Below are 12654 nucleotides of genomic sequence, written 5' to 3' on the forward strand. Positions count from 1 at the left end.
CAGTGGTTGATGCGGATCCTTGTGGCGGATAACGCTGCCGGAAGCGCTCGCTTCCGTTGAGTCCTCAGCAACCGGATCGCTCTCGGCGATAGGCGAAGCGTTGGAATTGCCAAAGCCGCCGAAAATTCGGCGTCGGTCTGGCGCATTGAGTTCGGTTCTTGAGGATTAGTTATGCACCGCTTTGTGCGGGCTGTAGAAACGTACAGCCGCAAATCATTCAGGATTCCCGGTCACCGTTTATTGCGGGGGCGAAACACGATTTTTCTGGCGAGTTCGATGTTAGCTCTTGCCACATCAACTGCGGTATTCGCGCAAGCGACTGCAGTTGACGCGTGGGTTGGCGGGCGGCCGCAAACGGTTCTGCTGCTGGTTACCGCTGCCGCGGGCCTGGCCGCCGCCGCTATCAGCAGCCTGCAGGTGATCAAAGGCCGGCATCGCCATAGGCAGGAAAAACGACACCTCGAAAATGCCCTTGCCGAAGCGCGCCGCGAAGCCGATTGTGCCGAGCGCCTGCTGCATGCCGATGAACAACTCACCGTAACATTGCAGCGCGGGCCGGTTGGCACCATCATCGGTTCGAAAATGTTCGGTGCCTTATCGCTTGGTGACAGTGTTCTGGAGGAAACCCTGGCGACTGACAGCATCAGTTTGCTGCAGTTTGACGACTGGCTTGAACCGGAAGCTGCCACTGATCTGAGCGAAGCGGTGAGCGATCTGATGCAGAACGGCAAGGCTTTCAGCCTGGCTGCCCATACGCTGACCGGTGGCATGATCGATATTGTCGGACGCATTGCGGGTTATGAACCGATGTTGCGGTTTCGCACCCTGAGTGATCACTCCGTGGAACTGGCCGAACTGAAAGCGCATCACAAGCTGATGGCACGGGACACGGCGGTGCTGCGTGGTTTGCTGCAGGCTATAACGATGCCGGTCTGGATGCGTGATGATGTTGGCCGGCTGATCTGGGTCAATCACGCCTATGCAGAGGCGGTGGATGCTCCTGACCCTGAATCCGCGGTCGCGCAGGATCTTGAATTGCTCGACAGCGATGAACGCGCGGAAATCATCAAGGCACAGCAAAGCGAGAGCGTTATCAGCGGACGGATGAGCGCGACCATGGCTGGACAGCGCCGCGCTCTTGAAGTGGTGGATGTGCGCGCCAATCGCGGCTCGGCAGGCATTGCCAGCGATGTGACGGCTGTGGTGGAAGCGGAAACCAATCTCAGCCGTGTGCTGAAATTTCATGCCAGAACGCTCAATCAGTTGGCAACTCCGGTTGCCGTGTTCGGCACGGATCAGCGGCTGCAGTTTTTCAACAGCGCCTATCAGAATCTGTGGGATTTTGAAGCCACCTTCCTCGAAGCATCGCCGCTGGAAAGCGAAATTCTCGATCAGTTGCGCAGCCGGCGTCTGTTGCAGGAGCAATCCGACTTTGGGTCCTGGCGCAAATCATTTCTGGAACATTATAAATCCATGGAGCCGGTCCATGACTGGTGGCATCTGCCGGACGGTCGCTCACTGCGGGTCATGACAACGCCGCATCCCCAGGGCGGCATCACCCAGATATTTGAAAATGTCACCGAAGAGCTGGATTTGCGCAGCAGGCTCAAGCGTGTATCGCAGGTGCAGGGCGAGACCCTCGATCATTTGTCGGAAGGTGTCGCCGTGTTCGCGTCCGATGGCCGGTTGCAATTGTCAAATCCGGCATTTTCAGCCATCTGGCAGTTGAGCGAAGAGGCGGTTGAACCCGGGCGCCACATCAGCGAAATCGTTGACGCCGCCTTTCTGCAATCGCAGGACTGGGCGCACAACGTCACCGAAGACTGGCGCATCATCGCCAATGAGATCACCGGCGTGGAAGACCGGCGCAATGGCACTGCCGGACAGATCGTCTGTGCGCCTGACAAGGTTGTCGATTATGCCCAGATTCCGCTACCCGATGGCCTGTCGATGCTCACCTTTGTCGATGTCACGGATTCCGCTCAGGTGAAGCAGGCGTTGATTGACCGCAACCAGGCGCTCGAAGCGGCAGATGCTATCAAATCCACATTTATCAAACATGTCTCCTATGCCCTGCGCGCGCCTCTGACCAATATTATCGGCTTTGCCCAATTGCTGGCAGAACCCAAGATCGGATCGCTCAACAACAAGCAGGGTGACTATGTCGATCATATTCTGACATCTTCATCGTCATTGATGGCAATTATCAATGATGTTCTGGATCTGGCCACAGTGGAGGCCGGAATTGTCGAACTGGAACTGGGTGATGTGAATGTCGCGGAGACGGTTTCCGCTGTTATCGAAGCTTCGCAGGACCGCATCAACGACATGCAGATTCAACTGAAAACCGATTTGGACAAAAAAGCCGACAGTTTCATTGGTGATCCCAAACGGGTGCGCCAGGTGCTGTTCAATGTGCTCAGCAATGCCATCCGGTTTTCCGATCCTGGCACCGAGGTGCGTCTTCGCTGTCGCCGGGAAGATGACGAGATCGTCTTCACAATAGTCGATCATGGCCCCGGAATTCCCGGCAAATATCTGTCGACCGCTTTTGAGCCTTTCGAAAGCACGGCGCCTTCCGACGGACGCCGCAATGTCGGCCTTGGACTTTCCATCGTGGAAAAATTCATGGAACTGCATCGCGGCAAGGTCCATTTGGAATCTGAAGAAGGCAAGGGCACCATTGTGACGTGCCGGTTTCCGGTTGTGCCGGAACCAGTCACTCAGGCTGCCGAGTAAGCGGCTGTCGAATGGCGGTCCCAAAACCCATCCAGCTGTTTGCTGCACATCTCTCCGACGAAGCGGCGATGGTCCGCTTTGCCCAGGATATCGCAGCTGCCATTCTACCCGGCGACATGATCGCCCTGGAAGGCGATCTTGGAGCCGGCAAGACCGCGTTCTGCCGGGCGCTGATCCGCAGCCTGGCCGGGGATGATGATCTTGAGGTTCCCAGCCCGACTTTTTCACTGCTGCAGCCCTACGATCTGACCATTCCGGTCAGGCATTTTGATCTGTACCGGCTTGCCGATCCCGAAGATCTTGACGAAATCGGCTTTTTCGACGCTCAGGAACTCGCACTGACGCTGGTGGAATGGCCCTCTCGGGCAGCCGATACCCTGCCGCACCATCACATGCTGCTGTCGATTGAAATTCTGCAGGGCGAGCAGAGATATCTGCGCTTTTCGCTGCAACCCGAGCAAAAAGACCGCTTTGCCAGAACGTTTGCGGCCCGTAAATTTCTTGAAACCTCAAATTATGTCGAGGCGCGCCGCAGCCATATTCAGGGCGATGCATCGCACCGTTCCTATGAGCGGATATTCGCGCCCGGAAAAGCGGCTGCCGTTCTGATGAATGCACCGGAAACTCCGCCGGGCGAAATCATCGCAAATGGCAAAACCTATGCCGAACTGGTGCACAGGGCGGCTGACACGCCACCATTCGCAGCGATTGACACAGCGCTGTTGAAGCTGGGATTCAGCGCACCGGCCATATTCGCGGCCGACCACACATCCGGTTTTCTGCTGCTTGAGGATTTTGGCAAGCAGGGAATAATTGACAGCAAAGGCCAACCGATCAGAGCGCGCTATTTGGCGGCGGTCGATGTTCTGGCCGCGCTGCATGACCGGGCAGCGGATCTGTCGCAGTCGGTCGAGGGTGTTTCGGAGCCTTACCTGATACCGGCTTTCGATCGAACTGCTTTTCTCACTGAAGTGGCACTGTTTGCCGACTGGTTTGTGCCGCATCAGCAGGGCTCCCTGAGCACAGCGCATCATCAGGACTTCATGGCGGTGTGGTCCGGATTGTTCGAGGAGCTTGCCGAAGCCGAAACCGGCATCATCCTGCGCGATGTCCATTCGCCCAATCTGATGTGGCTGCAACGCGCCAACCCGCTGCAAACTGTCGGACTGCTGGATTTTCAGGACGCATTGTGGGGACCGCAGCTCTATGATCTGGCATCCTTGGTCTATGATGCCCGAATTGACATCGACCCCGGTTTCAGACAGGACATGCTGGCCCGCTATCAGAACGTGCGCACCACCGCGCTGATCCCCTCTGATCTGGATCGGCACCTGACTATTCTGGCTGCCCAGCGTACCATGAAAATACTGGGTATTTTTGCCCGTCTGGCAATGCGTGACGCAAAACTGTCATATCTTGCTCATATGCCTCGCAATCAGAATTATTTGCGCCAATTGCTGGACAATTCTGCGCTGGTGGCATTGCGGCGCTGGTACGAGCTGTGCCTTGGCACTCCGTCCGGCAAATGATGCATTATTGAAGCACTTGACTGATCGTGGCAGACTGAACGGCAAATTTGGATCAACAGACCTATGAACAAGAAAAAGGCGAGAACCGTCGTTTCACTGGCCCATACCAAAGCAAGACAGGCTGGCAGCATGGACCGTATACGCCCTCAAACGGCCATGGTTCTGACTGCGGGGCTGGGCAAACGCATGCGTCCGCTGACTGCGGTTACACCGAAACCGCTGATCGAGGTCTGCGGCAAGCCGATTGTGGATTATGGTCTTGACCGGCTCAAGGCAGCGGGCCTGACACAGGTGGTTCTCAACACCCATTATCTTCCCGACCAGATCCGCGAGCATGCCGTGCGTTATCGCGGGCTTGATCTTGCAATCTCGGACGAAACCGATGCGCTGCTCGACACTGGCGGCGGCATCAGGAAAGCGCTGCCCTTGCTGGGCACCGACCCGTTCTATCTGCTCAATGGCGACAGTTTCTGGATTGAAGGGGCGCGGCCCAATCTTGCCTGGCTCAGCGAAAGCTGGAACGGCGATATTATGGATATTCTGTTGCTGTTGTCTCCGACCGTCGGCGCTGTGGGTTATGAGGGTCCGGGCGATTTTCTGTTCGGGCCGGAAGGTGCTTTGAAGCGCCGCCCGGAAAAACGCATCGCACCCTATGTCTATGCCGGGGCGGCGATTATTCATCCGCGCGTCTTTGACAATGCGCCGCAGGGCGCGTTCTCGCTGAATTTGCTGTTTGATCAACTGATCGAACAGGGCCGGTTGCATGGAGTGCGCATGGACGGCACGTGGCTGCATGTCGGAACGCCGGAGGCGGTACGCGATGCGGAATTTGCAATCGGCGAAAGTGCCGCGTGATTGACGCCGTGGACAGACAGTCGGCCCGCTCCTTTTCGCGTGTTGCCACCATTGCCCCGCAACATGCTTTTCTCGATACGCTGATCGAAGCACTGTTTGATGGCGATCTGCTGCCCGGCTTTGTGCTCAATGCGCAGACACTTGCGGACAATCCATTCTATCTTGCCGATCTGACTTTATTCCTGCCGACGCGCCGCGCAGTGCGCGCCGCAGAAGATGTGATCGTCTCCGCAATTGCCCGGCGCAGCCGGGGGGAAGCGGCAGCGTTGCTGCCTCAGATCCGTGCCATAGGTGATACCGATGAGGCGGATCTGATCCTCCAGGAAAGCGCGATCGATCCGTTGACCACCCTGTCGGATCTGCCGCCTTCCATGGCGGAGCTGGAGCGCCATGTCGCCCTGACCGAAATGGTCTGGTCGTGGAGCCGGGCGCTGGTCAAACAGGTGGCGAATATGGAGCCTTATGAGGCGGTTATCATCCCCGCCAACCCGGCAGATGCCGCCCGACTGGCTTCGGATCTCGCCGGGCTGCTCGACGAAGCTGAAAATCAGAAGATTGACTGGACTACCCTGAAGACTCTTGTGCCGGATGATTTTGCCCGCTACTGGCAGCTCAGCCTGTCTTTCCTGGAGATCGTCACCAGGGCATGGCCACAGCATCTTGCCGGTCTTGGCCGGATTGATGCCATGGCGCGCCGCAACCGTTTGATCGACATGAAGGCGAAGGCTCTGATCGAACATGCTGCCACTACCGGGCCGACGATCGCGGCCGGCTCCACCGGTTCTGTTCCTGCAACCGCCAGATTGCTGAAGGCGATTGCGGGCTTGCCGAATGGCTGCGTCGTGCTGCCAGGTGTTGATCTGGCGCTGGAAGACAACGCCTGGGCGGCAATCGCAATGCAGACCGGGGAGGGCGAGACGGTTGACCCGGCCGCCCTTGGCCATCCGCAGGCTGCTCTCAAGCAGACCATGCGCCAACTGGGCGTTACCCGCGCCGACATTCGGGAAATCCAGCCGAAAGCCGGAGCCGGATATGACACCACGTTCCGGCTGATCAACGAGGCGTTGCGCCCGGCAGCGGTGACTGACCAGTGGCCTCGAATTGTCAGCGGCTTTTCACCGCAGGAGCGGCGGGAAGCATTTGCCAATGTAACCCTGATAAACGCCCGCAATTCGCAGGAGGAAGCAGTTTCAATAGCCCTTTCAATCCGCGAAGCGCTGGAGACAGACAATTTGAAAACGGCGGCTCTGGTCACTCCGGACCGGTCGCTGGCGCGCCGCGTTTCGGTGGAACTGGAGCGCTTTGGCATCAGTGCGGACGATTCCGCCGGCCAGCCGCTATTTGCAACACCCGCCGGAACTCTGGCACGGCTGGTGATCGAGGCAGCATCCGGCGGCACAGCGATAACAATCCTTGCCATGCTGAAACATCCCCTCTGTGGTCTCGGCCTGCCACGTGTCACCATACGTGAGGGAGTTCGCGCTCTGGAGCGCGCGGTTTTGCGCGGACCGGCGCTTGCCGCAGGCAGCGAAAACCTGTCGGTAGCAATTGCCACCATTCGCCAGCGGATGCGTGCCGATCCGAAGCTTCGTCTGAATGCCTCGCAGAAAAGTATGAACACCGATGAATGGGACGAGGCAACACGGATTGCCGAAGTCACACAAAACGCGCTGCACGGATTTGAAACCTGGTTTGCCGACCCTCAGGCGCACTATCCACTGGGCGAACTGGTCAACGCTCATCTGCACGCGCTGCAAAATGTGCTGGCCGGCGAAGATACTGCAGCTTTATTCGCTAATTCCGAAGACGGTACGGCGCTGATTGCAGCGATGACCGAACTGCGCGATCTGGGGCCTGATGCCCGCCAACTCGATATCCGCGCTTCGGACTATCCCGATCTGCTTCAGGCGCTCCTCGGTGCCCGCCCGGTCCGCCGGCAGCACGCCGTGCAGGAGACAGACAGCAGAGTCCAGATTTTGGGCACACTTGAAGCCCGCTTGCTGCATGCTGATCATCTGGTTCTGGGCGGCCTCAATGAAAACACCTGGCCGGCAGACGGCAAAACTGACCCCTGGCTGTCGCGCCAGATGCGTATGCAACTGGGGCTCAACCCGCCGGAACAGGCCATCGGCCTGTCAGCCCATGATTTCGTTCAACTGGCGTCAAAACCGAATGTGGTGCTGACGCGCTCGCTGCTGCAGGACGGCGCGCCGACACAGGCTTCGCGCTGGCTGCAGCGTCTGGCGGCCATGATAGGCGAAACCGGCCATGATGCACTTGCCTTACGCGGCCATCGGCTGCTCGCTCTCGCCCGCAGGCTTGATGCACCAGCCGATGCCACCGGAATACCGGTGCCGCGCCCCTCGCCAAAACCGGCTCCGGACTTGCGCCCGAAAAGACTCTCGGTCACCGAAATTGAAACCCTGATCCGTGACCCATATGCAATTTACGCCCGCCATGTGCTGAAGCTGCTGCCGTTTGACCACATTGGTGAAGCCCCGGATTTCGCCAGCCGCGGCAGTTTGCTGCACGATATTCTGCAAGAATTCCTCGAAGCCCGGCAGACGGATTTCGACACGCCTGCGGCCGCGGCAGAACTGAAACAGATCGCGCAGACACATTTCCAGTCAATCAGGGCCTATCCCGAGCTTTATGCCCGCTGGCACACCCGGTTCCAGCGCATTTCCGACTGGTTTCTCGGCTTTGAAGCACAGCGCTCCGGCGCGGTCAGGCAGCGCCTCACCGAACTCAGCGGCTCGCTGGAACTCGGCGTGCCGGAGTTTCTGCTGACGGGCCGCGCTGACCGGATTGACCTTCTCAACAACGGTCTCGTCGAAATCATCGATTACAAGACCGGGCAGGTGCCGACAAAGTCCCAGGTCGAGACCTATCTGGCGCCGCAGCTTCCGCTGGAAGCTGCTATCGTCGCGGCCGGAGGGTTCGCCGGTATCCCGGCCGTGCCGTCACAGACACTGGCCTATGTCCGGCTGTCCGGCAATCGCATTCCCGGTGCCTATACTCCGGTCAGTGACGGAGAGAGCGAGGTGACGGATCTGGCGGCGGGCACTCTGGCGAGGCTGCGAGAGCTGATCGCCCATTTTGCCGACGCGGAGACCGGTTATCTGTCTCAGGCTCAGCCTCAGACCATGCGTTATGAAGGTGCCTATGACCACCTTGCAAGGGTCGCCGAATGGCGCGCAATGGGCCAGGGCGAGGAGGCTGAGGAATGAGTTCTCTGCCGATCCCGGAAGATACCCGCCAGCGCCAGCGCCTGGCTTCGGACCCCGGTCTGTCTGCCTGGGTCAGTGCCAATGCAGGATCGGGCAAGACCTATGTCCTGTCGCGGCGCGTTATTCGCCTGCTTCTGGCTGGCAATGATCCTGCCTGCATATTGTGCCTGACCTTTACCAAGGCTGCTGCCAGCGAGATGGCCAATCGCGTCTTTGCTGAACTGGCGCGCTGGACGGTGCTTGATGATGCGGATCTGAAACAGGTTCTGGAGGATCTCGGTGAACAGCGCATCCGCCCCCGCACCCTCAATTCTGCCCGGCAGTTATTTGCCCGCGCCCTGGAAACGCCGGGTGGCCTGAAAGTCCAGACCATTCATGCATTCTGCGAGCGTTTATTGCAGCAATTCCCTCTTGAAGCCAATGTGCCGGGTCATTTCGAAGTGGCCGATGACGAGATGCAGAGCGAATTGCTGGGCAGCGCCAAAAACACGGTGCTGCAGCGCGCTATCGATGAACCCGGAAGTCCTCTGGCAGAGGCTCTGATATGCCTGATTGATGCCAGCGATGATGAAACCATAGACGGGGCAATCAATGAATTGCTGCGCAAGCGCGATCTGTTCATTCGCTATATTGCCAGCCGCAGCAACGGTGTTGCAGATCACCAGCAGCGTTTGCGAGAAAATCTGGGATTGTCGGCGCAAGACACGCTTCAAAGTCTGGCCGGCGAGTTGCGACAAGGCGTTGTCGGTGGCTTCAGCCGGGATCAGATGAACGATCTGTTGCAGGCCGCGCAAGGCAGCGCCAAAAAATCGGATATCGATGTCGCCACACGCGCCGTAGCGGCTTTGCAGGCAGATGGCGCGGAAGCTGAAATCGAAGCCTGGCTGGCGGTCTTTTGCACCAAAGCCCATGAACCGCGCGGCGAAGGCCGCTTTGTCACCCAGAGCGTGCAGCTGGAATATCCTGACATTTATGAAGATGTGATAGCGGTTTTGCAGGTTGGTCTCACTGAGGTTCGCAACCGGCTCAACGCCTTGAAAACCTGCGCGGATACTGCCGCGCTGTTCTCTCTCGCCGGGGCCATTATCGAGGTTTATCTTCATCTCAAGAACCGGCGCGGCCTGCTCGATTATAACGATCTGATCACCAAGACCGAGCGGCTTTTGTCGCGCTCGGACGCTGCCATGTGGGTGCAGTACAAGCTGGATCGCGGTCTTTCGCATATTCTGGTGGACGAGGCCCAGGACACAAGTCCGGCGCAATGGCGGGTTGTTGAAGCTCTCAGCGATGCGTTCTTTCAGGACCCGGGAAGCGCTATTCGATCTGCCGGCGATGGTCCGCGAACACTGTTTGCCGTGGGAGATGAAAAACAGTCGATCTATTCGTTTCAGGGTGCCGCCCCGGATGCTTTCGATACCCAGCGACGACGCTTTGAGCGGCAGGCAAGGGATGCCCAATTGCCGTGGCAGAACATCACCTTGAATCTGTCATTCCGCTCCACCAATGATGTTCTCACTGCAGTCGACAAAGTTTTTGCACCGGCCGAGATGGCAGCCAGCGTCAGCCGCATGGGGGTGGACGCACATCAGGCCTATCGGAGCACTGCGGCAGGTGAGGTCCGCTTGTGGCCACTTATCGGCGAAACCACGCAGGAGATCACCGAAGACTGGCGACTGCCGGTGGACCGGCCCCCCGGCGCGCTGGATCAGTTGGCTGGCCGGATTGCAGCCGATATTGCGGCTTCTGTGCGCAATGACGGGCTGCGGCCCGGTGATTTTCTGATCCTTCTGAAGAAGCGCAGTCAGATCATGGGTCTCATCAATAAGGCCTTGAAGAACGCGGGCCTGCCGGCGGCTGGTATGGACCGGCTTGCCCTGACCGACCATATTGCCGTCAAAGACCTTCTGTGTTTGGGCAATGCGATGCTGCTGCCGCAGGACGATCTGACTGTCGCCACACTGTTGAAAAGTCCGTTCTTCGACTTCACTGATGATGATCTGATTGCCCTTGCGGCTGGCCGATCCGGCACCGTGCTGGAGGCGCTTCGCCAGTCGGCAATGCCCTGCTGCCAAGCTGCCCATGAACAGATATTGCAATGGTTGAGCAGGGTGGATTTCGAGACGCCATACCGTTTTTTTGCCCGCATTCTCGCCGTCGATGGCGGTCGCAGGAAGCTGCTGACGCGGCTCGGCGGCGAGGCTGAGGATTTGATCGATGAGTTTCTCGCCCAGGCACTGAGCTATGAAACCACTGTGGCCGCCGGTCGTGAAGGGGCCGGCCTGCAGGGCTTTATCCACTGGATTGGCCATAAGAGCGGCGACATCAAACGCCAGATGGACGCGGCCCGCGACGAGGTGCGGGTGATGACGGTTCACGGCGCCAAAGGCCTGGAAGCGCCGATAGTCTATCTGGTTGATGATGGCAGTCAGCCGCGCGCGAACATTCACCGGCCGAAAATCTTCGTTCACTGGCCGCAGGGCGCTGAGGGCGAGCCGGTTTTGTTCTGGGGCGCAGCAGCGACCAAAGACCGGACCGATCTGCAGCGCCTTCTGCTGGAGAGAAGCGATCTGGATGCAATGGCGGAATACCGGCGCTTGCTTTATGTCGGCATGACCCGTGCCGGGGACCGTCTGATCATTTGCGGCAAGCAAGGCAAACAGGCCATGTCCCAGGATAACTGGTACCGGCTGGTGGAGACGGCATTGAAACCCGGCATGACCGAAGTCGAGCCGATGGATGGCGCGATGGAACATCTGCTGTGGCGCGTCAGCGCGCAGCAAACCGCACTGCAAAGCCCGGATCGTGTCGCAATGCCCGCTGCCACCGCGCCTTTGCCGGCCTGGATCAGCACAGCGCCGCAGGCCGGACCGGCGGTGGTCAGAGCGCTGTCTCCCTCACGGCTTGACGCCGAGCGCGAGCGGGCAGAGGAGATATCCTGGGAAGAGCGTTTCGGAGCCCTTGGATCCAGCGACAGTTCATTTGCCTTGCAGCGCGGACAGGCGGTTCATACGCTGTTGCAGCATCTGCCGGCATTGCCGGCTGATGCCCGAAAAGCTGCAGCACTGAGCTATCTGGCCCAGGCTCTGCCGTCTGCTTCGCCAGCTGGCATGGCGGATGAAATCGCGCACTGCGTCCTGAACATTCTGGCCACACCCCGGTTTTCCTTCATATTCGGACCGGACGCACGGGCGGAAGTCGCCGTTGCCGGTCAACTCCTGTCGGCACAGGGACGCTATTCGGTCAGCGGAAAGATTGATCGTCTGTGCCGCACCGATGATGGAATGCTGATCGTTGATTTCAAGACCAATGCCCGGGTTCCCCGGAGCGTCGCAGATATGCCGGCGGCCTATATCAACCAGTTGGCGGCCTACCGCGCCCTGTTGCGGCGCAGCTTCCCCGATATGCGCATTGAGGCCGCAATCCTGTGGGTGACGACCGCCCGGCTGGACATGCTGCAGCCGAAACTGCTGGACGCGACTGAAGCGGTCATTCTGGACAAGTCGGAAATAAAAACAATAGGTTGATCAGGACGCCCGGCGGCGGCGGTCGCTGGCTGGTTGATAGGCAACCTTGCAATGATAGGTGCAATAGGGCGCACCTTCCTTTGAATCATGGCCGCAGAAGTGAAAATCATTCCCACCCGGATCGCCGATCGGCCATTTGCAGGTCTGCTCGTTAATGGTCAGGATACTGGCGCGTTTCGAAATCGGAACCACCACATCGTCTTTGGGTTGCGGGGCGATGGCGGCTTGCGCTTCAATCTCCGCCTCAAATTTGAGAGCCGTTGCACCCATGGTCTGGGGCCGCCGCGGTGCTGAGGAGGTAGCGTCCGCATGACTGGCCGATTTGGCCGCTGCATTTGCTCTTGGCTTGCGGGGCCGGGCGGACGTGCCGGGAGATTTCGCGCGCCCTGACAGGCCAAGCCGGTGAACTTTTCCAATCACAGCATTGCGTGTCACACCACCCAGTTGAGTAGCAATCTGACTGGCGCTCAGGCCGTCAGCCCATAATTTGCTCAACAGGGCAACGCGTTCATCGGTCCAGGACATTCTTGTCTCCCAATTTTTGTGCACGCCGATGGCCGGGTTCGAGCTGCAATGCTCGAAAGGCTCGGAATCCAAATCCCCCGTTCAAAACCAGATATGTTTTAAACGCGTAAACACCGCATATAGGGGTTATGGAAAACGCGACACGAGATGTCGTACTTAACTAAATCTAAACTACAATATGCGGTGACTCCGTGACAAGAGTCGGAGCGCAACAAAATTGGTTTTCCCCGTTTTTTTTGCCACAGAAGCGGG

6 protein-coding genes are annotated in these 12654 nt (G+C 58.7%); 5 read left to right on the forward strand and 1 reads right to left on the reverse strand.

Annotation, left to right across the window (positions count from 1 at the left end):
- Positions 1 to 276 precede the first annotated feature (276 nt).
- The 5 genes from RAL88_RS14475 (at position 277) to addA (ending at position 11877) form a co-directional block, all read left to right on the forward strand.
- Positions 277 to 2739 carry a PAS-domain containing protein gene (locus RAL88_RS14475; protein WP_306264483.1) on the forward strand — a complete coding sequence of 821 codons (2463 nt, stop codon included), beginning with the start codon at positions 277 to 279 and terminating at the stop codon, positions 2737 to 2739.
- 11 nt (positions 2740 to 2750) lie between these two features.
- Entirely contained in the window at positions 2751 to 4268 is a 1518-nt protein-coding gene (tsaE, locus tag RAL88_RS14480) for a tRNA (adenosine(37)-N6)-threonylcarbamoyltransferase complex ATPase subunit type 1 TsaE (RefSeq protein ID WP_306264485.1), read from the forward strand.
- 63 nt (positions 4269 to 4331) lie between these two features.
- Entirely contained in the window at positions 4332 to 5123 is a 792-nt protein-coding gene (locus RAL88_RS14485; RefSeq protein ID WP_306264487.1) for a nucleotidyltransferase family protein, read from the forward strand.
- Between the two features lie 8 nt (positions 5124 to 5131).
- On the forward strand, positions 5132 to 8353 hold the full coding sequence (gene addB / locus RAL88_RS14490) for a double-strand break repair protein AddB (RefSeq protein WP_306264489.1): 3222 nt from the start codon (positions 5132 to 5134) through the stop codon (positions 8351 to 8353).
- On the forward strand, positions 8350 to 11877 hold the full coding sequence (gene addA, locus RAL88_RS14495) for a double-strand break repair helicase AddA (RefSeq protein WP_306264491.1): 3528 nt from the start codon (positions 8350 to 8352) through the stop codon (positions 11875 to 11877). Before addB ends, addA begins: the two co-directional genes overlap by 4 nt.
- Here addA and RAL88_RS14500 read toward each other — a convergent pair whose 3' ends face one another.
- The gene (locus RAL88_RS14500) at positions 11878 to 12402 is read right to left on the reverse strand and encodes a GcrA family cell cycle regulator (RefSeq protein ID WP_306264493.1); all 525 of its coding nucleotides are present in this window, start codon (positions 12400 to 12402) and stop codon (positions 11878 to 11880) included. It lies immediately after the preceding gene.
- Between the last annotated feature and the right edge of the window lie 252 nt (positions 12403 to 12654).

Source organism: Pararhizobium sp. IMCC3301 (assembly GCF_030758315.1).
GTDB lineage: Bacteria > Pseudomonadota > Alphaproteobacteria > Rhizobiales.